Origin of the sequence: Mesorhizobium sp. M1328 (assembly GCF_040318075.1) — a bacterium.
Taxonomy (GTDB): Bacteria; Pseudomonadota; Alphaproteobacteria; order Rhizobiales; family Rhizobiaceae; genus Mesorhizobium.
This window is the reverse complement of the sequence record NZ_JAMYLO010000001.1, coordinates 303,879-328,939: the sequence shown is the minus strand read 5'-3', so window position 1 is coordinate 328,939 and position 25,061 is coordinate 303,879. Positions and strand designations below refer to the sequence as shown.

General features: G+C 62.7%; 24 protein-coding genes and 1 tRNA gene. 17 read left to right on the top strand and 8 right to left on the bottom strand.

Annotated elements, in window-relative coordinates; genetic code table 11:
• Positions 1–321 precede the first annotated feature (321 nt).
• The 11 genes from NKH23_RS01645 to NKH23_RS01595 all read left to right on the top strand — a co-directional run bounded on the left by NKH23_RS01645 (position 322) and on the right by NKH23_RS01595 (position 12,490).
• Entirely contained in the window at positions 322–1,464 is a 1,143-nt protein-coding gene (locus NKH23_RS01645) for an extracellular solute-binding protein (protein WP_353034167.1), read from the top strand.
• The gene (locus NKH23_RS01640) at positions 1,464–2,315 is read left to right on the top strand and encodes an IclR family transcriptional regulator (protein ID WP_352911984.1); all 852 of its coding nucleotides are present in this window, start codon (positions 1,464–1,466) and stop codon (positions 2,313–2,315) included. Before NKH23_RS01645 ends, NKH23_RS01640 begins: the two co-directional genes overlap by 1 nt.
• A gap of 23 nt (positions 2,316–2,338) precedes the next feature.
• Positions 2,339–3,370: a sugar ABC transporter substrate-binding protein gene (locus NKH23_RS01635; protein WP_352911981.1), complete on the top strand. Its 1,032-nt coding sequence runs from the start codon at positions 2,339–2,341 to the stop codon at positions 3,368–3,370.
• Positions 3,371–3,508: 138 nt separating this feature from the next.
• Positions 3,509–4,492 carry an ABC transporter permease gene (locus tag NKH23_RS01630; RefSeq protein ID WP_352911978.1) on the top strand — a complete coding sequence of 328 codons (984 nt, stop codon included), beginning with the start codon at positions 3,509–3,511 and terminating at the stop codon, positions 4,490–4,492.
• The gene (locus NKH23_RS01625; RefSeq protein WP_352911974.1) at positions 4,482–6,014 is read left to right on the top strand and encodes a sugar ABC transporter ATP-binding protein; all 1,533 of its coding nucleotides are present in this window, start codon (positions 4,482–4,484) and stop codon (positions 6,012–6,014) included. Before NKH23_RS01630 ends, NKH23_RS01625 begins: the two co-directional genes overlap by 11 nt.
• Before the next feature lie 62 nt (positions 6,015–6,076).
• Positions 6,077–7,072, top strand: a complete 996-nt coding sequence (locus NKH23_RS01620) for an ABC transporter permease (protein WP_352911971.1) — start codon at positions 6,077–6,079, stop codon at positions 7,070–7,072.
• A 1-nt stretch (position 7,073) separates the two neighbouring features.
• A complete protein-coding gene (locus NKH23_RS01615) occupies positions 7,074–7,859 on the top strand; it encodes an SDR family NAD(P)-dependent oxidoreductase (protein ID WP_353034165.1) in 786 nt (261 codons plus the stop codon).
• Positions 7,860–7,876: 17 nt separating this feature from the next.
• Positions 7,877–9,082, top strand: a complete 1,206-nt coding sequence (locus NKH23_RS01610) for a CaiB/BaiF CoA transferase family protein (RefSeq protein ID WP_352911966.1) — start codon at positions 7,877–7,879, stop codon at positions 9,080–9,082.
• Between the two features lie 2 nt (positions 9,083–9,084).
• Positions 9,085–9,870, top strand: coding sequence for an enoyl-CoA hydratase/isomerase family protein (locus tag NKH23_RS01605; RefSeq protein WP_352911964.1), 786 nt, complete (start codon positions 9,085–9,087; stop codon positions 9,868–9,870).
• Complete coding sequence (locus NKH23_RS01600) at positions 9,867–11,642, top strand: CoA-transferase (protein WP_352911961.1); 1,776 nt, start codon at positions 9,867–9,869, stop codon at positions 11,640–11,642. The genes NKH23_RS01605 and NKH23_RS01600 overlap by 4 nt, the downstream gene beginning before the upstream one ends.
• A gap of 14 nt (positions 11,643–11,656) precedes the next feature.
• Positions 11,657–12,490 carry an SMP-30/gluconolactonase/LRE family protein gene (locus NKH23_RS01595; RefSeq protein ID WP_352911958.1) on the top strand — a complete coding sequence of 278 codons (834 nt, stop codon included), beginning with the start codon at positions 11,657–11,659 and terminating at the stop codon, positions 12,488–12,490.
• A gap of 31 nt (positions 12,491–12,521) precedes the next feature.
• On the opposite strand, the gene NKH23_RS01590 is transcribed toward NKH23_RS01595, so the two are convergent.
• Both NKH23_RS01590 and NKH23_RS01585 read right to left on the bottom strand, forming a co-directional pair.
• Positions 12,522–12,863 (bottom strand): hypothetical protein, encoded by a 342-nt coding sequence (locus NKH23_RS01590; protein ID WP_352911955.1) that lies wholly within the window; start codon positions 12,861–12,863, stop codon positions 12,522–12,524.
• 167 nt (positions 12,864–13,030) lie between these two features.
• Positions 13,031–13,198 carry a hypothetical protein gene (locus tag NKH23_RS01585; protein ID WP_352977126.1) on the bottom strand — a complete coding sequence of 56 codons (168 nt, stop codon included), beginning with the start codon at positions 13,196–13,198 and terminating at the stop codon, positions 13,031–13,033.
• Positions 13,199–13,297: 99 nt separating this feature from the next.
• Between NKH23_RS01585 and NKH23_RS01580 the strand changes: the two genes are divergently transcribed.
• Positions 13,298–13,966, top strand: coding sequence for a DUF3606 domain-containing protein (locus NKH23_RS01580; RefSeq protein ID WP_353016089.1), 669 nt, complete (start codon positions 13,298–13,300; stop codon positions 13,964–13,966).
• 32 nt (positions 13,967–13,998) lie between these two features.
• Here the strand turns inward: NKH23_RS01580 and NKH23_RS01575 are convergent, their stop codons facing one another.
• Positions 13,999–14,547, bottom strand: a complete 549-nt coding sequence (locus tag NKH23_RS01575) for a DNA-3-methyladenine glycosylase (RefSeq protein ID WP_352911949.1) — start codon at positions 14,545–14,547, stop codon at positions 13,999–14,001.
• A 236-nt stretch (positions 14,548–14,783) separates the two neighbouring features.
• On the opposite strand from NKH23_RS01575, the gene NKH23_RS01570 reads away from it, so the two are divergent.
• The gene (locus tag NKH23_RS01570; RefSeq protein ID WP_352911947.1) at positions 14,784–15,302 is read left to right on the top strand and encodes a metallophosphoesterase; all 519 of its coding nucleotides are present in this window, start codon (positions 14,784–14,786) and stop codon (positions 15,300–15,302) included.
• A gap of 72 nt (positions 15,303–15,374) precedes the next feature.
• Positions 15,375–15,689 carry a hypothetical protein gene (locus tag NKH23_RS01565; RefSeq protein ID WP_352912223.1) on the top strand — a complete coding sequence of 105 codons (315 nt, stop codon included), beginning with the start codon at positions 15,375–15,377 and terminating at the stop codon, positions 15,687–15,689.
• Positions 15,690–15,790: 101 nt separating this feature from the next.
• Here the strand turns inward: NKH23_RS01565 and NKH23_RS01560 are convergent, their stop codons facing one another.
• The 4 genes from NKH23_RS01560 to NKH23_RS01545 all read right to left on the bottom strand — a co-directional run bounded on the left by NKH23_RS01560 (position 15,791) and on the right by NKH23_RS01545 (position 17,885).
• The gene (locus tag NKH23_RS01560) at positions 15,791–16,024 is read right to left on the bottom strand and encodes a hypothetical protein (protein WP_023720474.1); all 234 of its coding nucleotides are present in this window, start codon (positions 16,022–16,024) and stop codon (positions 15,791–15,793) included.
• 37 nt (positions 16,025–16,061) lie between these two features.
• On the bottom strand, positions 16,062–16,271 hold the full coding sequence (locus NKH23_RS01555; protein WP_352474763.1) for a hypothetical protein: 210 nt from the start codon (positions 16,269–16,271) through the stop codon (positions 16,062–16,064).
• A 291-nt stretch (positions 16,272–16,562) separates the two neighbouring features.
• Entirely contained in the window at positions 16,563–17,552 is a 990-nt protein-coding gene (locus tag NKH23_RS01550; protein ID WP_353034163.1) for a DUF2332 domain-containing protein, read from the bottom strand.
• 256 nt (positions 17,553–17,808) lie between these two features.
• Positions 17,809–17,885 (bottom strand) — tRNA-Arg (locus tag NKH23_RS01545).
• Positions 17,886–18,104: 219 nt separating this feature from the next.
• On the opposite strand from NKH23_RS01545, the gene hsdR reads away from it, so the two are divergent.
• The 3 genes from hsdR to NKH23_RS01530 are packed head-to-tail and all read left to right on the top strand — an operon-like array spanning position 18,105 to position 23,737.
• Positions 18,105–20,549, top strand: a complete 2,445-nt coding sequence (gene hsdR, locus NKH23_RS01540; protein ID WP_352911942.1) for an EcoAI/FtnUII family type I restriction enzme subunit R — start codon at positions 18,105–18,107, stop codon at positions 20,547–20,549.
• 3 nt (positions 20,550–20,552) lie between these two features.
• Complete coding sequence (locus tag NKH23_RS01535; RefSeq protein ID WP_352977123.1) at positions 20,553–22,007, top strand: type I restriction-modification system subunit M; 1,455 nt, start codon at positions 20,553–20,555, stop codon at positions 22,005–22,007.
• The gene (locus NKH23_RS01530) at positions 22,004–23,737 is read left to right on the top strand and encodes a restriction endonuclease subunit S (RefSeq protein ID WP_352911938.1); all 1,734 of its coding nucleotides are present in this window, start codon (positions 22,004–22,006) and stop codon (positions 23,735–23,737) included. The genes NKH23_RS01535 and NKH23_RS01530 overlap by 4 nt, the downstream gene beginning before the upstream one ends.
• Before the next feature lie 319 nt (positions 23,738–24,056).
• Here NKH23_RS01530 and NKH23_RS01525 read toward each other — a convergent pair whose 3' ends face one another.
• Positions 24,057–24,977, bottom strand: a complete 921-nt coding sequence (locus NKH23_RS01525; RefSeq protein ID WP_352911936.1) for a zinc-binding dehydrogenase — start codon at positions 24,975–24,977, stop codon at positions 24,057–24,059.
• Positions 24,978–25,061: the final 84 nt, after the last annotated feature.

Genomic DNA, 25,061 nt, shown 5'->3' with positions numbered 1-25,061 from the left:
TGGCCCCGCCCACAGTTGGTCCATTTAGTCCGCTCCCTGCGACTCGTCGCTGAATCCAGTGACGCTGCCCAATGACGCTGCTCTGAATGGTTGCGCCAACCGAACGTATGTTCGTCGCGAAGGTTCCAAAAAGCCAGATCCAACGCAGCCTTTGGTTGCAGTCCGGCGGCCACGCGATGCGCATCAGGGCCGCATGGGCGGCTCTCCTGCCTAGCGGAAGCCGAGGTCGGCTTTGCGTATGTAAAAATTACTTGTCTAGGTAAAAATAGTTGCTACTAATCGGCTGGGCCGACGCATGGCCGGTTCAGGAGGAATTACGGCATGACAAGACTGCGCGGCCTCGCGTGGGATCACCGACGCTGCTGGGGTCCGCTCGACGCCAGCATCGGGCCGTATTGTGCCGCCAATCCCGGCCTTGAGATCGAATGGGACCGCCGCAGCCTTTACGAGTTCGGCGAGGGCGCGCTTGGTCCGGTGCTCGACGCCTATGATCTCGTCGTGTCCGACCATCCGTTCATCGGCGATATTGCCGAAGGCGGGCTGATGGTGCCGTTCGATTTGTCGGCTGAGCAGCGCCGCGGCTTCGAACAGGATTCAGTTGGCGCATCCTGGCAATCCTACGCAAGGGACGGGCGCCAATGGGCGTTGCCGATCGATGCTGCCTGTCAGGTTGCCTCGTATCGCCCCGATCTCGTGGAGCGCTACGGACCGCTGCCGCGCAGCCATGACGAGGTGCTGGAGCTCGGCCGGAGCGCCTTGAAGGACGGCAAATGGCTTGGGCTGCCATTGGTGCCGACTGACGCCATGTGCCTGCTTTTGACGCTCGGTGAGCCCCGCGACGACGGCGACGAGTTCATCGCCAGGCAAAAAATCGAGCAGGCCGTCGGGCAGTTGCGCCAGCTTGCGGCGCTGTCGCATCCGAACTCGCCGAAATGGAACCCGATCCGCTGCTACGATCATATGATCGCACATGACGACGTGGTCTACGTGCCGTTCGCCTTCGGCTATGTGAACTATGCCTCCAAGGCAGACAGGCCGTATCTGCGCTTCGCCGACGTGCCGACGCCGCGATCCGCCGGCGCCTTGCTCGGTGGCGCCGGCATCGGCGTCAGCGCCCAATCGAAACACAAGCAGGCAGCCATCGATTACGCGCTGTTTCTGTGCTCGCCCGGCTATCAGCGCGGCGACTATGTGAAATCCGGCGGACAGCCGGGATCGCTGACGGCATGGCAAGATGGCGAGGTCAACGCTCTCTCAGGCGGCTTCTTCGCGTCGACGCTGGCGACGATCGAAGCCTCCTATCTGCGCCCGACCCATCCGGGCTTCATCAGCTTCTTCCGCCAATGCGCCCCTCATGCCGCGGCGGCCATCGCCGGCGAATTGCCGGCGGCCGAGCTCGCAGATCGGCTGAACCGGCTCTATCGCGAGACCAGGCATGGCCAGCCGCAACGGAGCGTCGCGTAATGGCCACCGATATTGCCCAGATCGTCGACGAAGGCGAAAGCGGCCGCAACGGCTACCGCGTGCCTGCGGTGGAGAAGGCGCTCAACATCCTGGAATTCATGGCTGCCAGCGGCGAGCCGCTGACCCAGACCGAGATCGCCACGGGAATGGGGCGCTCCATTCACGAGATCTACCGCATCCTGCTGCTGCTGGAGAAGCGCGGCTACATTTTCCGGACGCAATCGGACCGCTTTCGCCTGTCGCTGAAGCTGTTCGAACTGGCGCATATGCATCCGCCGGTAAACCGCCTGGTCGAATGTGCGCTGCCGGTGATGCGCGGCCTTGCCGCCAATGCCGACCAGAGCTGCCATCTGGTCGTGCGCGAAGGCGAGAGCGCACTGGTCGTGCTGCAGATCGATTCGCCTTTGCCGATGCGATATTCGGTTGCCCTCGGCTCGCATTTCCCGATCCTCGAAACGAGCTCCGGCGCGGTGCTGCTAGCGCATTCGAGCCGCGCCGAGCGTGACCGCATCGTCGAGCGGATCGTCGCTGCGGGCGAGGGCCAAGGCAGCCGGACGGAAATCGAAGCGCGGCTGAACGAAGTCGCAAGGCTCGGCTATGAAATGCGCGCCTCGCTGGCTGTCGAGGGCTGCACCAACATCTCGATGCCGGTGCGCGACCATACCGGTGCGGTCATTGCCGCGCTCACCGTCCCGTTCCTGCCGCAGAAGGCCGCGCGCTTCGATCGCAAGACCGTCTTCGAACGAACCAAGGCGGCGGCCGAGACGATATCGGCGGCGCTGGGCGCGGGCGAAGCTGCCGCCTCTTCACGTGCCGACCCGGAACGGCGGGACTATCCGTTCAGCAACTGACAAGAAATACAGGGAGAAGAAACATGAACTGGTCCAAATCGATGCTGTTTGCCTCGGCGGCCGCGCTGGCTCTGAGCGCCGCCGCCGCACACGCCGAAAACATGCCGAAGCGCATCGGCTACGTCACCAATTACGCCACGCACGAGTGGTATCAGAACGTCATCAAGGGCATGCAGGCCCGCGCCAAGGAACTCGGCATCGAGCTCGAGGTGCAGGACGCCAATCTCGACATCGCCAAGGAGGTTTCCGCCGCCGAAGACTTCATGGCCAAAGGCGTCGACGTGCTGATTGTCACGCCCGTCAACGAGGAAGGCGTCGTACCGCTGCTGCGCCAGGCGAAATCCAACAACGTTCCGGTCGTGCTCGAAGGCAATCCGGTCAAGGGCATGACCACAATGGTCGCGATTTGCGACTACGACACCGGCTACACAGCCGGCGTTGAAGCCGGCAAATACGCCAAGGAGAAGCTCGAAGGCAAAGCCAAGGTGATGAATGTCGGCCTGCCGCTGCTGTCCGCCACCGTGCTGCGGTCGCAGGGTTTCATGGATGGCCTGAAGACCATCATCCCCGACGCGGTCATGGTCCACGACCTCGACGGCGGCGGCAACCCGGACCGCGCGCTCGAAGTCTCTTCGGCGGCTCTTGCCAAGAACGCCGACATCAACATCATCTACGGCATCAACGATTCCTCGTCGCTCGGCGGCCTTCAGGCCTGGAAAGCGGCCGGCAAGTCGCAGGACGGCCTGTTGACGGTCGGCACCGGCGGCGAAGGCCTCGCCTTCATCAATGCGATGCAGAACGAGCCGTCCTATCGAATCGAGGCCGCGATGTTCCCCGAAAAGGAAGGCTACACCGCCATCGATGCAGCGGTTAAGCTCTTCAACGGCGAAGAGGTGCCGGAACACATCGTCAGTCCGACCGCGCCGATGAACGGCGACGACTGGAAGAAGTTCTATGACTACGACGGCACCACACGAACGATCAAATGGGATGCCGTCAATGCGCTTCAGCCACCGGAAAAATGCATGAAAACTTCCGCCGATCTGAAGAAGTAAGGATTCCGGGTAGCCCTTCCCGCGCGGCGGGAAGGGCATCGGATCGGATGCCGACGGCAAAACAGGTCAACCGCCCTGTTTTGGCCGGCAGTTTCCAAACGGCGACGGCACCCGATGCGGCCCCGAAATGAAATGGACATGAGCGAGCTTACGCAATCCTCCGCGCCAAGGCGTTTCATCGGCGGCCAGCTGCTGGGCAGCAGCCAGCTGGTGCTCGGCGTGATCCTGGCCGTGCTCTGCATCGCCATCTCGATTGCGGTGCCGCAATTCTACTCCGAGGCCAACATCATCGCCATCCTGCGCCAATGCGCGCTGGTGCTGATCGTTGCCTCGGGCATGACGATGCTGATCATCACCGCTGAAGTCGACCTGTCGGTCGGTGCATCGCTGGCGTTTGTCGGCTGCATCGGCATGGCCGTGCTCAATTCGACGCACAGCCTGACGCTCGGCCTGCTGGCGGCGCTCGCCTTTTCCGGTGCGGTCGGCCTGTTCAACGGCCTCGTCGTCACCAGGCTCAAGGTGAACTCGCTGATCGCCACCATCGGCACCATGATGATGCTGCAGGGCGGCGTCTATCTGTTCACCCGCGAGGCAGTGCAGAACCACCATCGGCTTGCAAGTTTCACCGATCTCGGTGCCGGCTATATCGGCGCGATCCCGCTGCCCGTGGTCATTGCCGCGCTGATTTTCGCGCTGGCCGCGGCAACGCTGCGCTTCACCACGCTCGGCCGCTATCTCTACGCGGTCGGCGCCAATGAGCGGGCGGTTCGCCTCTCCGGCGTGCGCTCGCAACGCCTGAAGCTGTTCGCCTTCGTCGTCACCGGCCTTTGCGTCGGCATTGCCGGCATGATCCTGTCGTCGCTGATGAATGCCGGCCAGCCGACCGCCGGCCGCGGCTTCGAGTTGACCGTGATTGCCGCCGTCATCCTCGGCGGCACCAGCCTGCTTGGCGGCCGCGGCTCGCTGCTCGGCACGTTGCTTGGCGTGCTCGTGCTGAAGGTCATCGACAACGGCATCATCATCCTCGGATGGAACCAGGACCTGCAAATGGTGGTGCCGGGCATCGTCATCATCCTGGCGACCTATCTCGACATCGTGCGGAACAGAGCCAATGTCGGTTGATTTCCTTCACCCCCGCAAAACCGCGGCTGTCGACAAAAGCGTGCCGGCGCTGGAGATGCGCGGCATCGGCAAGCGCTTTCCCGGCGTGGTGGCGCTGGACAATGTCGATCTGACCCTGGAACCCGGCAAAATCCACGCCCTGATGGGCGAGAACGGCGCCGGCAAGTCGACCCTGATCAAGATCATGGCCGGGGTCTACGGCAAGGATGCCGGCACCATCCGCTTGCGCGGCCGCGAGGCCGACATCAAGTCGCCGCGCGATAGCCTGAAAGAGGGCATCAAGGTGGTGTTCCAGGAGATCGCGTTGATCGCCGAATTCAGCGTCGCCGAAAACATTTTCCTTGAGGGCTATCCGACCGGCAAAGGCGGCTCGATCGACTGGAAGAAGATCCGTGCCGACGCGGCCGCCTTGTTCAAGCGCATCGGCTTCAACGTCGACCCGGCGGCGCGCACGGGATCGCTGCCGGTCAGCCAGCAGCAAATGGTCGAGATCGCCCGCGCACTCGCCCATGAAGCCCGCGTCGTGGTGATGGACGAGCCGACCTCCTCGCTGACGCCGAACGAGGTCTCGCTGCTGTTCACCGTCATCCGCCGGCTGGCCGCTCTCGGCATCGCGGTGCTCTATGTCAGCCACAAGCTCGACGAGGTCTTCGAGATCGCCGACACCGTGACCGTGCTGCGCGACGGCCGTCACGTCTCGACCAGGCCGATCGGCGAGCACACCAACGACACGCTGATCCAGGACATGATCGGCCGGCGCATTGAAAACCTGTTCCCGCGCAAGCGCGGTGCGCCGGGCAGCAAGGTAGCGCTTTCCGTTGAAGGGCTCAGCACCGCCAAGAAGCTGAAGGATGTGTCGTTCGAGGCGCATGCCGGCGAGGTCCTCGGCTTCTTCGGCCTGATGGGGGCCGGCCGGACCGAGCTCGCCAAGGCCATCGTCGGCTACGACCCGATCACTTCCGGCGCCATTTCGGTCGATGGCAGCCGGCTGCTGCCGCACGACACCCATACGGGCGTCCGGCTCGGCATCGGCCTGCTCACCGAGGATCGCAAGAGCGAAGGGCTGATGGGCGAGCTGCCGGTCTACCAGAATGCAAGCCTCGCCTCGCTCGGTGCCTTCGCCAGAATGGGCTTCGTCGACAAGGCCAGCGAACGCAAGGCGGTGCAGGACTATGTTGACCGTTTCCGCATCAGGACGCCCAGCCTGTTCCAGCAGGTCAAGAACCTGTCCGGCGGCAACCAGCAGAAAGTGCTGATCTCGCGCTGGCTGATGCGCGGTCTCAAGGTGATCGTCGTCGATGAACCGACCCGCGGCATCGACGTCGGCGCCAAGTCGGAGATTTTTGCGCTCATCGACCGGCTCGCCGGCGAAGGATTGGCGGTCGTCATGATGACGTCCGAAATGCCCGAGCTGCTGGGGCTTGCCGACCGCATCGCGGTGATGTGCGAAGGCCGCCTCACCGCGATCATGCCTCGCGACGAGGCCACGCAGGAGAACATCCTCAATGCGGCGATCGGATAGATGATGATGCTTCGCGACAGCATTCCCTGTCATTCGGCCGACGCTTTCGAAGGGACCAAGCGATGAGCCTGGCAAGCACCGACACCATGAAAGCTGGGCCGTCCATGCTGGCGCGGCTCGTCGCGCGGCAGGAATTGGCATTGCTCCTCTGCCTCATCCTGGTGATCGCGTTCTTTTCCTTCACCGCCGAGAATTTCTTCTCGGTGCGCAACATCACCAATGTGCTCGGTCAGGCTTCGCTGGCGCTCACCGCCGGCATCGGCTGCGCCATCGTCTTCATGTCCGGCGAGGTCGACATCTCGATCGGCTCACTGCTGGCGACCATCGCGCTGCCGCTGATCATCATCATGAACGACACGAATTCGCTTGTGCTCGGCATCAGCGGCGCATTGCTGTTCGGGCTGATCATCGGCGTCGTGAACGGCTATCTGACTGCCTATGCCGGCATCAATTCGCTGATCGTGACGCTGGGCACGATGTTCATCATGCGCGGCGGCGTTTATCTCTATACCGGCCAGCGCGCCATTCCAGACGATGCCGCGCTCGACAGCTTCATCGCGCTGTCGGACGGCCGACTGTTCAATGTCATTCCCTATTCGGCGGTTATCGCCATCGCCCTGCTCGCCGTCTTCGCCTACATGATGCTGCACCGGCCGTTCGGACGGCAGATCTATGCCGTCGGCGGCAATCCGGAAGTGGCACGCCTGGCAGGCTACGATGTGCGCCGCGTCAAGTTCATCTGCTTCATCATCAGCGCGCTGCTGGCGACGGTTGCCGGCATCATCCTGGCCGCCCGCGTCGGTTCGGCGCAGCATACGGCCGGGCTGAATTTCGAGTTCCAGGTCGTCGCCGCCACCGTGCTCGGCGGGGTGAGCCTTGCCGGCGGCATCGGCAGCCTGACCGGCATGGCGCTCGGCGTGCTGATCCTGCAGTTCCTGTCCAACGGGCTGCGCGGTCTCGGCCTGCCGACCGAGTGGCAACTGGTCATCACCGGCATGATCATCATTGCCGCCGTCGCCTTCGACGAAGCAAAGCGCCGGCGCGCCATTGGAGGCTGATATGGATCGTCTCAAAGGGAAAACCGCAATCGTCACCGGCGCCGCCGACGGCATCGGCCATGCGATCAGCGAGGCGATGGCAAGGGAAGGCGCGCACGTCTTCCTCAGCGACATCGCCGACGAGAAGGGTGAAAACTTCGCCGCGGAACTGCGCGCCGCCGGCCATCGCGCCGACTACATCCATTGCGACGTGGCGGAGGAGGCCGACATTGCCGTCCTGATAGACGGCGCGGTCGCCAAGACGGGCCATCTCGACATTCTCGTCAACAATGCCGCCATCGCCATCGGCGGCATGCCGGTTCACGAAATGACCGACGAGCAGTGGCACCGGCTGATCGCGGTCAACCTGACCAGCGTGTTCCGCGGCTGCAAATATGCGCTGCCGCATATGATCGCGCAGAAATCCGGCTCGATCATCAACATGGCCTCGGCACAAGGGCATATCGGGCTTGACGGCTGGACCGCCTATGCCGGCGCCAAGGGCGCGGTGATGGCAATGACGCGCCAGATGGCGGTCGAGTTCGGTCCGCTCAACATTCGCGTCAACTCGATCTCGCCCGGCACCATCAACACGCCGATGAACGACAAATTGGTCAAGGAGATCGGTGGCAACCTCGCCAAGGCCTGGGTAAAGATGCATCCGCTCGGCCGCATCGGCAAACCGTCCGAGGTGGCCGAAGCCGCCGTCTATCTCGCCTCCGACGCCGCCGGCTTCACCACCGGCACCGACCTGCGCGTCGACGGCGGCCTCACCGCGGCACCCCGCTACGTACCCGACCTGCTTTGACAACCAACGAGACAAAAATGAACAAGGCCCTCGAAGGCGTCCGCATCCTCGATTTCAGCCATCTGCTGCAAGGGCCGTTCGCCACGCAGCTGCTCGGCGACATGGGCGCCGACATCATCAAGATCGAGCGTGCCGGCGCCGGCGACATGTTCCGCGGCATGACCTTTTTCGCCAAATGGGTCGGCGGCTCCGAAAGCCCGAATTTCCTCGCCTGGAACCGCAACAAGCGCTCCATCGCGCTCAATCTGAAAAGCCGCAAGGTGCATGCCATCATCTTGGACATGGCCAAGAAGGCGGATGTGGTGGTGCAGAATTTCCGCCCTGGCGTGCTCGCCAGGCTCGGCTATGGCTACGAGGATTTCAGGGCGGTCAATCCCGCCATTATCTATTGCTCGGGCTCCGGCTATGGCGAGGAAGGCCCCTATGTCGAGCGTCCCGGTCAGGACATGCTGATCCAGGGACTGTCCGGGCTGATTTCCAACACCGGCCGCGGCGATCAGGCTCCTGTTCCGGCCGGCGCCGGCCTGGCCGACCAGATCGGCGCCATGAACATGGTCTACGGCATCCTGTCGGCGCTCTACTATCGCGAGAAGACCGGCAAGGGCCAGAAGATCGAGGTCAATCTGCTCGCCGGCATGCTGGCGCATCTCAATCAGGAATATGTCGCGGTGCTCAATCTCGGCGAGGATTTCGTGCGCCCGAATTCCGGCATCGGCCACCCCGGCATGCAGGCGCCGTTCGGTATCTACGAAGCGAAGGACGGCGGCTATGTGTCGATCGCCATGAGCCCGTTCAAGACGCTGTATGAAGTGCTGGAGGCGCCGCAGCTTGCTGTCTACGACGATCTGAAGACGCTGTTCGACAAGCGCGACGAGGTGTTCGACAAGGTCAACGCCGAGACCAGGAAGTTTGCCACGCAGGAGCTGCTGGCGCGGCTGCTCGCAGCCGACATCTGGTGTGCCGAGGTGAAAGACATCCGCCGCGCGGCCGAGGATCCGCAGGTCAGGCACATGGGCATGATCACCAGCTACGAGCATCCGCGCGGCGGCAAGGTCAGGGTGGTCGCGCCGGCGGTCAAGATGAGCGAGACGCCGGCTACCATAGAACGGCCGGCGCCGCTGGTCGGCCAGCATGGCCGCGAGATACTGGCCGAGTTCGGCCTCTCCAGCGGCGAGATTGCAGCACTTGAGGCGTCCGGCGACATGACCGTGGATGCTGCCTGACGATGAGCGTTTACCAGACACTCAGCTTGGAAATATCCGGGCGCGTCGCGGTCGTCACCTTCCGGCGCGCCGATCAGCTCAACGCCATGAACCGGCTGATGCAAAGCGAGATCACCGAAGTTTTCGAGGCGTTGTCGCAGGATGATGGCGTCGGCGCGATCGTGGTGACCGGCGAGGGGCGAGGCTTCATGGCCGGCGCCGACATCAAGGAATACGCCGCCCAGACAGCTATCGAGTTCGACGCCTTCCAGGCCGCCGGCACGCGCATGTATGCGGCGGTCGAGAACAACCGCAAGCCGGTCATCGCGGCGGTCAACGGCTTTGCGCTCGGCGGCGGCATGGAGCTGGTGCTGTGCTGCGACATCGTCATCGCCAACCAGTTCGCGAAGCTCGGCCTGCCCGAAATCAAGCTCGGGCTGGTCCCCGGCGGCGGCGGCACGCAGCGCAGCGTCCAAAAACTCGGCCGCAACCGCGCCAATCTGCTGCTGATGACCGGCGCCATCATGCCGGCTTCCGAGTTCGTCGGCGCCGGGCTGGTCAACGAGATCGTCGATGCCGAAAGGCTGATGCCGCGGGCGCTGGAACTCGCCGAGATGATCGCCGCCGAACCAGCCGCAGCGATCGAGGGGCTAAAAGCGCTGACAGCGCATGCCGTGTCGGGCGATCTGGCCGGCGGCCTTGCCATGGAGCGCGATGCCCTGGGTGGCCTCTACCGCAGCGAGCTCGGCCAGCGTCGCGTCAAGGAATTTGCTGAAAAGAGCGCGGCGCGGCCGAAGGCTGCGAAATGACGTCCCTGGTCAAGCCGAACCGGCCGCGCTTCACCGACGTCGAGGGCCTGGCTGCGATGGTCGGCGGCGGCGACGTCTTCGGTGTCGGTGGCCATCATTTTGCCCGGCTGCCGATCGCCTTGTTGCGGGCCATCGCCCGCTCGGGCGTCAAGCACCTTCGCTATGTCTGCTGGGCCGGCGGCCTGCCACTCGAACTGCTTCTCGAAGCGAATGCCGTGGCGGAGGTCGATATCTGCTTTTCCAGCCTCGATATTTTTGGCTTGCCGCCGCGCTTCCGCGCGGCTGCCGAGACCAATGCCGTGCCGGTCCGCGACTGGACGGCGCTGGCCATGATCCAGGCGTTGCGGGCCGCGCAGCAGAACCTGCCGTCGATGCCGTTTCAGCTTCCGGAGGGTTCGGACATGCTGGCGCGCGTGCCCGGCGCGATCGCCGTGCCCGATCCGATCGCGGGAATCACGACCGGGATCATCCCGGCCTTGCGGCTCGATACGTTCGTCGTCCATGCCCAGCGTGCCGACGAGAGCGGCAATGTCCAGATCATCGGGCCACGAGCGCTGGATTTCGCCATGGCCGGCGCGGCGCGCCAGGTGCTGGTCACGGTTGAGGAAATCGTCCCGGTCGGAGCGCTGCGGTATGATGGCCGGCAGAGCATTTTGACCCGCAATCAGGTGTCGGCGATCGCCCTGGCGCCAGGCGGTGCCTATCCCGCCTCCTGCCTGCCATTCTATGTGACGGATTATCAAGCGTTGGCGGGGGCGTTCGCGGCCAAGGAAATACCTTTGTCGGACAGCCTGAGTATGCCTTCGGAAGGCGTGCCGGAGCGGGTTCAAGACGCTGCAAAAGTCCGCGCTGAAACAGTCCTCGCAATGCCCGGGCTCGTGCACGGCGAAAAGGAGGCGTCCATCGACGAGATCATCGCCGCCCGCATCGCCGCTGAGCTCGACAATGAGAGCTTTGCCAGTGCCGGCGCGGTGTCGCCGCTGGCCAATGTCGCCTACCGGCTGGCCAAAGCGACGCACGCGCCGGACATGATCATCGCCACCATGAGTTGCGGCCATCTCGACATAGCGCCGAGCCCGATGATCCTGTCGCTGATCGAAAGCCTCGATTGCGAGACGGCGGTGGCGCATGCCGGCGGCGATGACACCTATTCGACCTACTACCAGGCCGGCGCGGTGACGCATGAGATCGTCGGTGCCGCGCAGGTCGATCGAGGCGGGCGCGTCAACACCATTGCGCTGCGCAAGCGCGACGGCAGCCTCATCCGGCTGCCCGGGCAAGGCGGCATGGCCGATGTCGCCAACATGCACCGCGATTATCTGCTCTACGTCCCCCGCCATTCCGTGCAGTCGCTGGTCGAGACGGTCGAGATCGCCAGCTCGGCGCGCGGCCTGCTGACTGAGGCCGAGCGCGAGCCGATGGGCTATCGGACCGGCGCGGCATTGGTGTTCACGGACCTTTGCGTGTTTCGGCTCGACCAGGAGAGCCGGCAATTGGTCGTCGTCGAGACCATGCCGGGCGTGACGCGCCAGCAGGTCCAGGATGCCACCGGCTTTGCCCTGACATTCGATGCCGATTGCCGCGAGGTTGCGCTGCCCTCGAACGAGACGCTCGACATCCTGCGAAACCGCATCGACCCGCTCGGCCTGCGGCGCCTCGAATTCGTCAGCGCCAAGGAGCGTGGCGCGCTGATCGCCGAGATCCTGGCGGCCGACCGGCTGATGGTCGAGCGCTGTATTGCCGCGCAGCGGTCGCATACTGCAACAGGCTGAAGAGGGGGCGGCGCATGGCAAAGCCGTTGCTCGAAATGTCGGCCGCGAAGGTCTTCTTCGATGGCATCTTCACCAGCCCGCGCGTCGCCCATCCGGAAGGCGTGGCCATCCATCGCGACGGCTCGATCTGGTGCGGCACCGAAACCGGCGACCTGCTGCGCCTCGCCGCCGATGGCAGCTCGGTCGAACGCATGGGCGGCACGGATGGCTTTCTGCTCGGTATAGCCTTCGATAGCGCGGGAAACTGTTTTGCCTGCGATTTGAGACATTCGGCGATCTTTCGCTGGAATGCCGCGACGGCTGATATGACGCGCTTCGCTTCGGCCGGCATTCGCGTGCCGAACTATCCCGTGATCGACGAGGCGCGCGGCTGGCTCTACGTTTCCGACAGCGTAGGCGAAGACAACCGCTCCGGCATCTTCCGCTATGATTTGAAGACCGGCGAAGGCGGCCTGTGGTGCAGCGAGGCCATGGCCTTCGCCAACGGCATGGCGATGGCGCCGGGTGGGAATGGGCTTTACGTCGTGGAAAGCCATGCGGCCTGCGTCAGCTATGTGCCGATCCGTGCCGACGGCACGGCAGGACCTCGCCGGCTCGTCGTGGACGGCGTGAACAACGTCCCCGATGGCGTCGCCTTGGCGCCGGACGGTTCGCTGTTCATCTCGTGCTACGAGCCGAGCCGCATCTATCGTTGGCGACCGGATAGCGGGCTCGAGGTGCTGATCGAGGATCCGGCGGCAACGACGCTCGCCCATCCCACCAATATCGCCTTCAAGGGCGACAAGCTCTACACCGCAAATCTCGGCCGCTGGCACATTACCGAAATCGATTTGAGGGCGATTTCCTAGATCGGGCCGAACCGGGCAGCGGTCGCCAGGGCTATCGGAGCTGGCCGTGACTGGAGCGGATGCGCAACACCTGCACCCTCGACGGCAGCTCGATCAGGAACTCTTCGTCCCGCTCCAGATGGTGGATTTTTGTCGGATCGCCGCCGGTGAACGCCGCCATCGCCTCGACGTTTTCCCAATAGGAAATCGTCACGAATTCCGAATGGGTCGGCGTGTCCTCGCGAAAGGTCTGCACGCCCAGGGCCTTCTGGGTCAGCGGCTTGATGCCGGCTTCGTAATTGTAACTCTCATAGGCATCCGCCTTTTCAGGCACGGTTCTGCCGCGCCAGATACGAGCGATGGTCGGGGTTTTCTCCGTAGTTTTCTCTGTCATGGCCAACGAATTCCTGCTGGTTTGATTGGTCCGCGGCGTTCGGGCAAGGCCAGCCAAGGAACGCATCTCCCCGGCTGGCAGCCTGGTATCCAGCTGCCAGAGCTTTCATCCTCCCCGGCCGACGTAGCTCGCGCTGCCCCAAGCCTCCTTGCCGGCCGGCAGGAGACCTACTCCTGATCCTCGGCGTCTGCTCCGTGGAAGAAGGACCGGATTTCCTGCATGTCGACGCTGCCGTCACCGTCCTCATCGACGGCGTTGAATATCCGCCCGACGAAATCCTGGACTTCGCTCTGAGAAAGCGCGCCATCGCCGTCCGCATCTACTATGGCGAACATCATTCGCATCCTCGCGCCATGCATCCCGCGTCCAACGCCACCGCGGCCTCCCATCTCCCAACCTCGATCAGGCGGGCCCATCCTGTAGTCGCGATGCCAGTGACCTCGCCGTTCTGCCCGGGGCGCGCGATCTTCTTGCATTCTCTCCTCCAGCATCTCAGTCATCATCTGCCGCATCATATCGCGCATGGCATCCTGCCCGTTCACTGCGGGCGACTGTTCGGCGCCACGATCCGGCGCCGGCGCCGCGGGCGGGCTCGTCTGGCCGAATGCCGGCGCGGCCAACAAAGCCAGCGCCGCTGCAATTACAGTGGTTTTGCTTGCGAGCATCATCGTAATCTCCATCGGTATGAATTGGTGGCTGCTGCATCCAAGCCAAACCGGCTGCTCGCCTCATGGTTCCTGGTCAGTCGCCCGACGGCGCAAAAGTCCGCCTGGTCGCGGCAACGAAAGCCGCTTGCCCACGTTGCCAGTGATGCGAAGCTCCACCAGGAGGAAAAAATGGCTGACGATAAGAGCAAGCGAGATTTCCGCGACCGCGATCGCATTGCTGCGGAAGACGAACGTGAGGTCGAGTATTTTGCCCAACAGAACGGCATCACCGCCGACCAGGTCCGCCAGCTGATCAAGAGCTTCGGCAATGATCGCGGGCGCCTGATCGAAGCCGCGAAGGCGTTGCGAGGGATTTCACCTGCCGGAGCCGACGAGGTGACCAGCGAAGCCCGCCAACAGAGAACGCCTATGCATCTCGGCAAACCCGACGAGTGATGCCAGGCAGCTACTCTGCCGCTGCCGCAGCGTCAGAACTTGCGGCTCAAATAATCCGAGCCGCGCAGGCCGAACCGCCACTCTGCATCGACAGCCTTGGAAATGCCGATCCGGCGGCCTGTAAGAACGGCGCTGGCGTCGCCCGGCCGCCTGAATTCGAATGGCGGCACGTCCAGCGGCAGCCCGTCATGGGATTTGTCGATTGCCAGCGCCTGGCAAAGGCGACCCGGTCCCGAACAAAGCAGCCGGGGATCGTCAAGGCCGCGATTGGCCCGCATCACCTCCAGCCCGGATTGCGGTTCGATTGCGCGGATAAGCACGGCACTGCCGGGCAGGCAGACGGCATTGAGGCACCAATGCAGGCCATAGGAGCGATAGACATAGGCGCTGCCTGGGGCGCCGAACATGGCGCCGTTGCGCACCGTCCTGCCACCGAAAGCATGCGAAGCCGGGTCATCCGAACGATAGGCTTCGGTCTCGACGATGATGCCGCCAACGCCATGCAAGAGCAGCGTGGCGCCAATCATGTCGCGCGCGACGATGGTGGCGTCACGGGCAAAGAATTGATGGGTCGTGGTCACTGTGCAGCAGACTCGATCGCGCCTGAACCTGACGCGACAACAAGGTCCCGGACCGGATGCAAAATGTCCAGCCACTGCGCCGCTGAACTTGCGTGCGATATTCAGCGGAGCATAAACCACCAGTTCCTTCCAGGAACAACCGGCGACCGGGCAGGTTGGGCCAGGCATCGGGGAAGGCGAGATGGACTTGGTGCGCCACGCGCCCAGATGCGCGGCAGTTCGAAACACTCCAGCGCATGATCTACTTCACCGCCGACACGCATTTCAGCGACCCGCGCATTCTGCGCATCGATCGTCGTCCGTTCGGCTCGCTGGCGGAACATGACCGGGCGCTCATTGCGTTCTGGAACGAGACTGTCGGGCCGGACGACGAGGTCTGGCACTTGGGCGATTTTGCCAGGGGATCGGCCGCATTCGTGTCGTCGCTTCTGTCGTCTCTTCATGGCAGCAAGCATTTGATCATCGGCAACAACGATGCTGTGGCCACCATCGACGCCACGGGTTGGGCGAGCACGCAGCACTACAAGGAGCTGACGCTCGACGGCAGCCTGCTGATCCTTTGCCACTACCCTTTTCGCACCTGGAACCAGATCGGCAGGAAATCGATCGATCTGCATGGCCATTCCCACGGCAGGCTGACCCCCGTCACGCGTCAGTATGACGTCGGCGTCGACAACTGGGATTTTCGTCCGGTCACGCTGACCACCATCCTTGCCAGCCGAGGCCGAAGGACGGCTCGGACAAAACCCGGCTGAAGGCGGCTGGCCGCTACCGGAACCTCCGCGGGGCTGAGGCGTTCGAAATTGCAAGGCGTAGAGGCAACGGCAATGGCTCAGAAGATCACGACAGGCGCGAACGACCGGCCGCGCAATGAAACCATCGGCCAATCCGGCGAAGGCCTGCCGGACGACAGCAGCAGGCCGCTCGAGGTCGACGAAGGCTGGGTCGCCCGGCCGAGGAACAAGCTGCAGGGCAAGCCCCGGCAAGCCGGCCAAACCAACACGGACGAAGTTCGCGCAGGCACTCCAGGCGCCGGCGAGAATATTTGTCGCCGCTGTGCAGGGTCAGGCATGATCGACGGCCGCACCTGCCCCGAATGCGGCGGAACCGGCAAGGTGACGACGCCGATTGGCGGAGGCTGAGCAATTCCAGGAAAAGTGTGGAACGGTTTTCCGTCCGGAATTGCGTAAAACAAAAAGATAGGCCGGTTCTGCGTTTCCGGCGAAACGATGAACAGCGCCGGTCAGATCGCCGGCACCCACTTCCAGAACACGCCTTCCTTGCGTTCCGGGTAGTGCTTGAAGTCGCATTCGAAGCGCCAGCCGTAGTTCTTCGCGGCGGCAAGCGCTTCCTTGCTGACCGGGTTCATGCCGGTTCCCGGCGCAAACCAGTCCTCCAGCAGATCGTCGGGGATATAGGCGCCGATCCTCAAGGGCAGCTGTTCGAGGACGACATCCATTTCAGGTGGTGCAGGCACGGGGCGCTCCTTTGAAACCTACCCGCGAAGAAGTCGTTCAACGCCAAGCGGGTTCATTCTTCTGTTCGTAGTCCTGGAACGCCTTCTGGAGGCCGCCTATCACCTCCGCAGACGTCTCGAACATCGCCTTCAGCTGCGGCTCATCGACCTTCTCGATGTCCTCGCGAAGGTGCTGCTTCACCTCCTCCAACTTTTTCTGCATTTTCTGCGTGTGGTGGCGCGGATCGCGGTCGGCAGCGCTTGTCATGATCAAATCTCCAATTTGGTTCTCTCTGGAGAACTCGCCGGGCTCTGAGGATCGCCAGGCGGGGTTTGCAGCGTAAACGGCTTGCCGATAGCTGTGGTTCCCGACTGTGGAGCGGTCTTCGTACGCCTCAGCGCGCCGTTCTCTTTCTCAGCCGTCCGGTAGAGGCGGCGACAAGGAAAGTCGGAGAGGTCGCTTCCAATGAATTCGAGACGCGAGCCGTCGAAACGAGCATAGATGAAGCTGAGAACTGATGGCGCCTCTGGCCAAGGACGGTAATCCACTACCTATAGCCTACGCCTCGTCCGCGATCCATTCGAGCGAGGCACCATGCGGGTCAGTCCAAGCTACAGGGGAGCCGTTCGCAGATAGGAGGAAGCGGCCGGGCGGCCAGCTTGTTCCGGCGCGTGTGGCGATGGACGGAAAGACGCGTGGGAACTCGTTCGATATCCAATAAGGAGAGAGACGCATCGCCTGCTCGGCGAAAGCTTCTCTGTCACCAGGGTCGGAGACATAGTCGAGGACGGCTGTGTGAAAGATGACGAGTGTAGCGTCGTTTGGCGCTTCGTTGCAGAGTCGCACGAGGTCGCTCCCGCGCAGGTCGCCCTTCACCACCCGAGGCTTGACTGTGGCAGCGATCTTTAGGGCCGCCCGCAGATTGGCGAGCCGTGCTGTCTGTTCCGGCCAGACCAGTGTCTCTAGCCATGCGACTTGCGAGTCGTCCGAAGCATCTATCGGGCTCAGGTCCAATCCCGCCCGCCAGACGACTTGCGGCAAGGCCGTCGGCAATGGCGTTGTTTCGCTGGCGAAGCAGCGGAAGACAGGCGGCTCCAAGGCCATCGCCGGTGCGGGGATCACCTTGCGTCCGTAGTCATAGCCATAGAGGTCGGGCATGAGGCAGAGCCCTGCGGAGGTCCCGACCTCGATGAGGGCCAGCGGCTGCGGCAAACGCGCCAGGAGGGGGAGCAGGGTGGCGCACCTTCCCGGCTCGTTGGTTTGCGTTGAGCGCTCGAGCATGAGCGAGCGGATGGCGTCGGGATTAGCCTGAAGCGCCTGGCGAAACTCGGTCCACCCTGTCGGCGTGCCGAACAGGTGACGCACCGCTGCAAGTAGAAGGTTCGGTTGCAGCTTTAGGTCCGGAAGGGTCGACAGGAAACCGAGCGTCTCCCGATCCCCAGTGACTGCCCGAGCCAACTCCTCGTAGAGCGGCGAGCGACCGCGAGCTTCCGTATCGGCGAAGCGAATATATCGGGCTGAGATCTCGGCCAAGCCCTCCTCGTCCATATCCGCTGATCCTCGGTCCCGACGTCTCATCACAGTACACGATCCACGGATCTGATTGGAGCCAGGCCCGGCGTTTTTACACAAGCTTGACCCCCGCGAACTTCCCGTGGTCGCCTACTTAACCGTTGCGCTAGGAGGTTGTGCGCAATCCAAAATCTGGGGAACTGTCCCTAATTGGTGTCTCACCCAGGGGTGCGGTCCACCATGTCTCCGGTATAAACCGTAACCTATGTGTCCGGGCCGTACACTTGAAAGTTGGCGCACCCGACAGGATTCGAACCTGTGACCTCTGCCTTCGGAGGGCAGCGCTCTATCCAGCTGAGCTACGGGTGCCTTCAGGATCGGTGATCCCAAAAACGAACCAGCCGGTGAACCGGCCAGCCACGGCTTCTTAGCGGAAGCAGGCGCCGGCTTCAACGGGCAAGTCGAGTTTAGGCGAATTCCGAAGGCCCCCGCAAAGTGGCTTTAAGCAGCTCGCTAGCCGATGTGTTGAACTGCACCCTTGATCGGAGTGAGCTTACCCCATAGAGCCAAGTTGGGGGGACATCACTGATGGACAAACGAAGCCTCACCGAACGCGACATCTGCACGAAATTCATCTTGCCTGCCGTCAAGCGCGCTGGATGGGACGAGATGATGCAGGTTCGGGAGGAGGTCTATTTCACCAAGGGCCGGATCATCGTGCGCGGGAAGCTGGTGACTCGCGGCAAGGCGAAAAAGGCCGACTTCGTTCTCTACTATAAGCCGAACATCCCCATCGCGTTGATCGAAGCGAAGGACAACAACCACGGCGTTGGCGATGGTATCCAGCAGGGCCTCGACTACGCCGCGACGCTGGACATCCCCTTCGTCTTTTCCTCAAACGGCGACGGTTTCGTCTTTCACGACCGCACGGGCCAGAGCGACACCAAGGAGGCGAACCTCGGCCTCGACGCCTTTCCGTCGCCCGCCAATCTTTGGGCACGCTATCGCGCCTGGAAGGGCCTCAGCCCGGAAGCAGAACAGATCGTGCTTCAGGATTATTTCGACGACGGTAGCGGCAAAGCCCCCCGTTATTATCAGGTAAACGCCGTCAACGCCGCGATCGAGGCCATCGCCAAGGGTCGCGACCGCGTGCTGCTCGTCATGGCGACGGGGACGGGCAAGACCTACACGGCGTTTCAGATCATCTGGCGTCTGTGGAAGGCGGGTCGTAAGAAACGCATACTCTTCCTCGCCGACCGCAACGTGTTGATCGACCAGACGATGGTGAACGACTTTCGCCCGTTCGGCGCGTCGATGGCGAAGCTTTCGACGAATGCAAAGACGATCGAGCGGCAGGACGGCACCACGGTCGATCTGACACTGGCGCTCGACAGGAAGCGGCGCATCGACACCGCCTTCGAGGTCTATCTCGGTCTCTATCAGGCCATCACCGGGCCGGAGGAGCGCCAGAAACTCTACAAGGAGTTCTCGCCCGGCTTCTTCGATCTGATCGTAATCGACGAATGCCATCGTGGCAGCGCGGCCGAGGATTCCGCATGGCGCGAAATCCTTACCCACTTTTCCGGTGCAACGCAGATCGGCCTAACAGCCACGCCGAAAGAAACGGAATACGTTTCAAACGCCGATTATTTCGGCGAGCCAATCTTCACCTATTCATTGCGCCAGGGCATCAGTGACGGCTTCCTTGCACCCTACAAAGTCATCAAGGTCCACATCGATCGCGACGTTGAGGGCTATCGCCCGGAACTTGGGCAACTCGACCGAGATGGTAACGAAGTCGAGGATCGAATCTATAACGCTAAGGATTTCGACCGGACGCTGGTTCTTGACGACCGCACTTTGCTTACCGCCAAGAAGGTCACCGAATTTCTAAAGGAAACCGGCGACCGCTTCCAGAAAACCATCGTGTTCTGCGTTGACCGGGAGCACGCAGCGCGTATGCGACAGGCACTCATCAACGAGAACAAGGATCTTTGCGACGAGAACCACCGATATGTCATGCGGATCACCGGCGGTGACAGCGATGGCCAGGACCAGCTCGGCAATTTCCTTGACCCGGAATCGAAGTATCCCGTTCTAGTCACGACCTCGCGGCTTTTGTCGACTGGGGTTGACGCGCAGACCTGTCGGCTAATCGTGCTCGATCGCACGGTAGGGTCGATGACCGAGTTCAAGCAAATCGTCGGGCGTGGCACCCGCGTTCACGAGGACACCAAAAAATTCTACTTCACGCTGATCGACTTCCGTGGCGCAACCTCACATTTCGCAGATCCGGAGTTCGATGGCGATCCGGTGCAGATTTATGAGCCCAGCGAAGACGATCCGATCACGCCGCCCGACGATTCTGCAGTCGGTTTTGGTGAAATTGATCAAGCGCCATACGAACCGGGCGAAGACGAAACCATAGTCGATCAGCCGGGCTTTCCGCTATCGCCGGGAAACCAGGTGCGCAAGATTTACGTGGACGGCGTCGGCGCCCGCATCGTCGCCGAGCGCGTCGAATATCTTGACGAGAACGGCAAGCTCGTCACCGAAAGCTTGCGCGATTTCACTAAGACGGCGTTGAAGAAGCGTTTCGCCAGTCTCGACGATTTCCTCAGACGCTGGAAATCTGCCGAACGCAAACACGCGATCGTTGAGGAACTAGAAGCCGAGGGCCTGGCGCTTGACGCCATCGCGGATGAACTGGGCAAGAACCTCGATCCCTTCGATCTGATCTGCCACGTGGCATTCGACAAGAAACTTTTGACACGCCGCGAGCGTGCCGAAAACGTCAAGAAGCGCGACGTATTCACCAAATACGGGCCACAAGCCCGCGCCGTGCTCGATGCGCTGCTCGAAAAATATCGCGACGAGGGCGTAATCAATCTCGACGACGCCAACGTGCTGAAGGTGACGCCCTTCACTGCGATGGGCAGCGTCGTCCAACTAATCAAGGCGTTCGGCGGCAAGGAAGGCTTTGAAAAGGCCGTCCACGAAATGCAGGATGCCCTTTACCAGGAGATCGCATAGCCAATGATTGTCCGCACCACTGTCAAATCCATCCAGGACATCATGCGCCAGGATGTTGGCGTTGATGGCGACGCGCAGCGCATCAGCCAGTTGTGTTGGATGTTCTTCCTCAAGATCATCGACGATCAGGATCAAGAACTTGAACTGACTAAGGACGGCTACCACTCGCCGATTCCGGAAAAACTCCAGTGGCGCAACTGGGCGGCCGACCCAGAAGGCATCACCGGGCAAGCTATGCTCGATTTTATCAATGATGAACTTTTCCCTGCATTGAAAGGCTTGCAGCTCACTGGAAAACCGGGCGACCGGCGCCGCGTAGTGCGCGACGTGTTCGAGGACGCGTACAATTACATGAAATCCGGACACCTCATCCGGCAGGTCTTAAACAAGATCAATGAGGTTGATTTCAATAATCTCGACGAGCGGCGGCACTTCGGCGAGTTCTATGAGCAGTTGCTGAATGATCTTCAATCGGCAGGCAATGCCGGCGAATATTATACACCGCGCGCCGTGACTGCCTTCATGGTTGATCGCATTGACCCGCGCCCAGGAGAAACGCTGTTCGATCCCGCTTGCGGCACGGGTGGCTTTCTCACCTGCGCTATTCGTCACATGGAAAAAGGCCACGTCCGCACGCCCGCGCAGCGTGAGACGATGCAGGGCGCCTTGCGGGCGGTGGAGAAGAAGCAACTTCCGCACATGCTCTGCGTCACCAACATGCTGCTGCACGGCATCGAAGACCCGAGCTTCGTGCGCCATGACAACACGCTAGCCCGGCCGCTGATTTCATGGAGCAAGGACGAGCGCGTTGATATCGTCGTCACCAATCCTCCCTTTGGCGGGCGCGAGGAGGACGGCATCGAAAACAACTTTCCGACCTTTCGCACCAAGGAAACGGCCGACCTATTCCTCGCGCTCATCGTGCGGCTGCTGAAGGCCGACGGCCGCGCCGCCGTGGTGCTGCCCGACGGCACCCTGTTCGGCGAGGGCGTCAAGACGCGGCTCAAGGAACATCTGATGGAGGAGTGCACCCTCCACACCATCGTTCGCCTGCCTAACTCCGTGTTCAAACCCTATGCCTCGATCGGCACTAACCTCCTGTTCTTCGAAAAGGGCGCGCCGACCAAGCACGTCTGGTTCTACGAACACCGCGTGCCGGAAGGTCAAAAAGCCTATTCCATGACCAAACCGATCCGACTGGAGCATTTTCAGGGCTGCATCGATTGGTGGGGCGGCAAGGAGCGGAAGGGCCGCGAAGAAACACCGCAGGCGTGGAAAGTGAGCGCCGAGGATATCAAAGCGCGCGGCTACAATCTCGACATCAAGAACCCGCACAGTGTTGCCGACGATCACGGCGACCCGGAAACGCTGCTGGCGGCTCTAGCCAAGGCCGAGGCCGAGACGGCGGGCTTGCGTGACCATTTGAAGGCGATACTCGCTGAGGCGCTCGCCCGATGAATGCTGAACGCCTGTTGGTGCATTATGAACAGATTGCCGACGCACCGGACGCCATTGCGAGGTTGCGCCGCTTCATTCTCGATCTGGCGGTACGCGGCAAGGTCGTGCCGCAGGACGCGAGCGACGAGCCGGCGTCGGAATTGCTGAAGCGGATCGCGAAGGAGAAGGCGCGGCTCGTAAAGGCGGGAGAGATCAGGAAGCCGAAGACACTTCCCGTCGTGGATGAACCGCCGTTCGATTTACCGCAGAACTGGCGCTGGACGCGCATCCGCGAAATTGCCAGCGATCGAGGTCAGGAGATCCCGAAAGGGACATTCACTTACATCGACGTGACGGCCATCGACAAAGAGGCCGGTGTCGTCGCTGACCCGAAGGTGCTAGCGGCCAGCGAGGCCCCAAGCAGGGCACGCAAGGTCACACGGAAGGGCGACGTGATCTATTCTTGCGTTCGCCCATACTTGTTGAACGTCGCTGTCATAGAGGCCGAATTCAGCCCGGAGCCGATTGCGAGCACTGCCTTTGCAGTCCTGAACGGGCACGGCTTTGTGCTGCCGCGTTATCTCTGGATAGTGCTTCGTAGCCCGTTCATGGTGGAGTGCGTTGAGGAGAAACAACGCGGGCAGGCCTATCCGGCGATCAATGACGCGGATTTCGCAATCCTACCCTTTCCCCTCCCGCCATTCGCCGAACAACACCGCATCGTCGCCAAGGTCGATGAATTGATGACGCTGTGCGACCGGCTGGAAGCGGCGCGGGCGGGCCGCGAGCAGGTGCGCGACCGGCTGGCGGCGGCGAGCCTCGCCCGCCTCAACGCGCCCGATGCCGAGACATATCAAGATGACGCCCGCTTCGCCCTCGACGCTCTGCCCGCGCTGACCACGCGCCCCGACCAGATCAAGGCCCTGCGCCAGACCATCCTCAACCTCGCCGTGCGCGGCAAACTCGTGCCGCAGGATGCGACCGACGAACCGGCGTCGGAACTGTTGAAGCGCATCGCGAAGGAGCGCGCCGGGTTGCTTAAAGCGGGATACCCGAACCCGGATGAGGCGCGCACCCAGATTAAGAAGTTGGCCGAGCAGTCCGTTCCAGACGGGTTGGAGACACTTCCCAACGGTTGGGCATGGGCAACCCTTCTGCAATGTTCGGGGCTCGTCATCGACTGCAAGAACAAGACTGCGCCCTATGCTAGTTCAGGGATTCGTTTGATACGAACGACGAATGTTCGCGATGGCCGGATGAACTTGAACGACCAGAAGTATGTCGATCAACGGACATATGAAATCTGGAGCGCCCGTTGCACGCCTGAGCCCGGCGACATTCTCATCACGCGCGAAGCTCCTATGGGCGAGGTCTGCCTCATTCCTTCGGGCGAACAAATCTGCCTCGGGCAGCGCATGATGCTTGCGCGTTTGGTGCCCGACACGATTGATCGCAATTTCATGATCTACTCGCTTCGCGATCCAAAGCTGATGGATCGTGTTCAGGATAAGCCGATCGGCGCAACGGTGCAGCACCTGCGCGTGGGCGGCGTCGAGACCTTGCTTGTTCCCCTCCCGCCGCTCGCCGAACAACACCGCATCGTCGCCAAGGTCGATTCATTGATGGCTCTGTGCGAGCAGCTCGAGGCGAGCCTCACCGCCGCCGAGACCACCAGTCGCCGCCTGCTCGACGCGCTGCTGACCGAGGCGCTGGCGCCGGTCGACGCGCGGGAACTGGAGGCGGCGGAATGACGCTCCTGATCGAATATCACAGCCGATCTTTCCCCAGCGTATACAATTTGGCACGCATCGGAACTCTCAGCACATCATGGGATGAACATCTTCAACGCACTGATGCCTTTGCTGGGCTGGACCCCCCGAGAAGGGGACGGTCAGCTACTTCCTCGGGATGACACTTTGCAAGCTGTTCTCATCACGGCTATTGAACACACCGGTAGTCTGTTCAACCTCCGGCACAGCGCCGATTTGACGACGATGGCGCGGAACGCCGAATCGACCTCGATCGTCCCGCCGTGCCCGAAACGCAGCTTGGTCCGGCGCCACCGCCTGCTCATTCGGTCAGGGTGAGGACGGCCTTGCCGCTGATGCTGCGCTGCCGCAGCGCGTCCAGAGCCCGGCCGACGTCCCGCCACGGCACGGTCAGGACCACGCGCGTTTCGAGCCGGCCGGCAGCGATCAGCGCGAGCAGCGAGGCGATATCGGCGCCGACCTGCGGACCGGAAGTGTAGTAGGCGAAGGTCTGAAGCCGCGCGCCCTCGTGACCCGGCACGAACTGGCGGAAGCCGATGGGCGTGAGTTCGCCGCTGCTCGAGCCGAACATGACGACGGTCCCGCCAGGCGCCACCCGTTCGATGGCGTGGGCGAGGCTATCGCCGCCGACCGACTCGGTAATCAGCGAGAACAGTCCTTCGGCGAGCTCGATCGACTCCACGACCCGCTCGGCTCCCAGGCCGCGGAGATCTTCGGTATGCCGGGCGGCGGCGACCGCCACCACCGACGCGCCCTGCTGGCGGGCGATCTGGATCTGGAAACGGCCGACCGCGCCGCTTGCGCCGGTAATCAGGACCCGCTGGCCGGCAAGGTCTCCGCCGTGGCGCAGGGTCCGCAGCGCGGTCGTGCCGGCGACCGGAACGGTGGCGGCGGCGACGAAGCTGACGCCGTCCGGCAGGACGGCAAGGTGGTCGGTTGGAACGGCGACACGCACGGCCCACCCGGCCTCGTCGACCAGCGCCGCAACCCGGGCGCCGACGGCCGGCCCGGAGCCATCGGCCGCCGCGCGCTCGACAATTCCGGCGACGTCCTGGCCAGGCACCCAGCCATTCGGGCGGATGTTGAGCAGGCGCAGTTCGCCGCGGTTCAGCGAGACTGCCCGGACTGAAACCAGCGCCTCGTGCGGGGCGGGCTCGGGCTCGCCAAGCTCGGCGAACCTCAACCCGGTGGCGCTGTCGGAAGATGTGACTAAGCCGAGCATGGTTCGTACCTTCCTGCTGCCTGGCGGACGCCAGCCTGTTTTCGTGCGCCGGGCCAGGAAGCACGCCTGCATGCTCCTGAGTTA

Excerpts from the sequence above, each read along its gene's own strand:
- NKH23_RS01645 (WP_353034167.1), top strand. The coding sequence starts at position 322 with ATGACAAGACTGCGCGGCCTCGCGTGGGATCACCGACGCTGCTGGGGT.
- NKH23_RS01640 (WP_352911984.1), top strand. The coding sequence starts at position 1,464 with ATGGCCACCGATATTGCCCAGATCGTCGACGAAGGCGAAAGCGGCCGC.
- NKH23_RS01635 (WP_352911981.1), top strand. The coding sequence starts at position 2,339 with ATGAACTGGTCCAAATCGATGCTGTTTGCCTCGGCGGCCGCGCTGGCT.
- NKH23_RS01630 (WP_352911978.1), top strand. The coding sequence starts at position 3,509 with ATGAGCGAGCTTACGCAATCCTCCGCGCCAAGGCGTTTCATCGGCGGC.
- NKH23_RS01625 (WP_352911974.1), top strand. The coding sequence starts at position 4,482 with ATGTCGGTTGATTTCCTTCACCCCCGCAAAACCGCGGCTGTCGACAAA.
- NKH23_RS01620 (WP_352911971.1), top strand. The coding sequence starts at position 6,077 with ATGAGCCTGGCAAGCACCGACACCATGAAAGCTGGGCCGTCCATGCTG.
- NKH23_RS01615 (WP_353034165.1), top strand. The coding sequence starts at position 7,074 with ATGGATCGTCTCAAAGGGAAAACCGCAATCGTCACCGGCGCCGCCGAC.
- NKH23_RS01610 (WP_352911966.1), top strand. The coding sequence starts at position 7,877 with ATGAACAAGGCCCTCGAAGGCGTCCGCATCCTCGATTTCAGCCATCTG.
- NKH23_RS01605 (WP_352911964.1), top strand. The coding sequence starts at position 9,085 with ATGAGCGTTTACCAGACACTCAGCTTGGAAATATCCGGGCGCGTCGCG.
- NKH23_RS01600 (WP_352911961.1), top strand. The coding sequence starts at position 9,867 with ATGACGTCCCTGGTCAAGCCGAACCGGCCGCGCTTCACCGACGTCGAG.
- NKH23_RS01595 (WP_352911958.1), top strand. The coding sequence starts at position 11,657 with ATGGCAAAGCCGTTGCTCGAAATGTCGGCCGCGAAGGTCTTCTTCGAT.
- NKH23_RS01590 (WP_352911955.1), bottom strand. The coding sequence starts at position 12,863 with ATGACAGAGAAAACTACGGAGAAAACCCCGACCATCGCTCGTATCTGG.
- NKH23_RS01585 (WP_352977126.1), bottom strand. The coding sequence starts at position 13,198 with ATGTTCGCCATAGTAGATGCGGACGGCGATGGCGCGCTTTCTCAGAGC.
- NKH23_RS01570 (WP_352911947.1), top strand. The coding sequence starts at position 14,784 with ATGATCTACTTCACCGCCGACACGCATTTCAGCGACCCGCGCATTCTG.
- NKH23_RS01565 (WP_352912223.1), top strand. The coding sequence starts at position 15,375 with ATGGCTCAGAAGATCACGACAGGCGCGAACGACCGGCCGCGCAATGAA.
- NKH23_RS01555 (WP_352474763.1), bottom strand. The coding sequence starts at position 16,271 with ATGACAAGCGCTGCCGACCGCGATCCGCGCCACCACACGCAGAAAATG.
- NKH23_RS01550 (WP_353034163.1), bottom strand. The coding sequence starts at position 17,552 with ATGGACGAGGAGGGCTTGGCCGAGATCTCAGCCCGATATATTCGCTTC.
- hsdR (WP_352911942.1), top strand. The coding sequence starts at position 18,105 with ATGGACAAACGAAGCCTCACCGAACGCGACATCTGCACGAAATTCATC.
- NKH23_RS01535 (WP_352977123.1), top strand. The coding sequence starts at position 20,553 with ATGATTGTCCGCACCACTGTCAAATCCATCCAGGACATCATGCGCCAG.
- NKH23_RS01530 (WP_352911938.1), top strand. The coding sequence starts at position 22,004 with ATGAATGCTGAACGCCTGTTGGTGCATTATGAACAGATTGCCGACGCA.
- NKH23_RS01525 (WP_352911936.1), bottom strand. The coding sequence starts at position 24,977 with ATGCTCGGCTTAGTCACATCTTCCGACAGCGCCACCGGGTTGAGGTTC.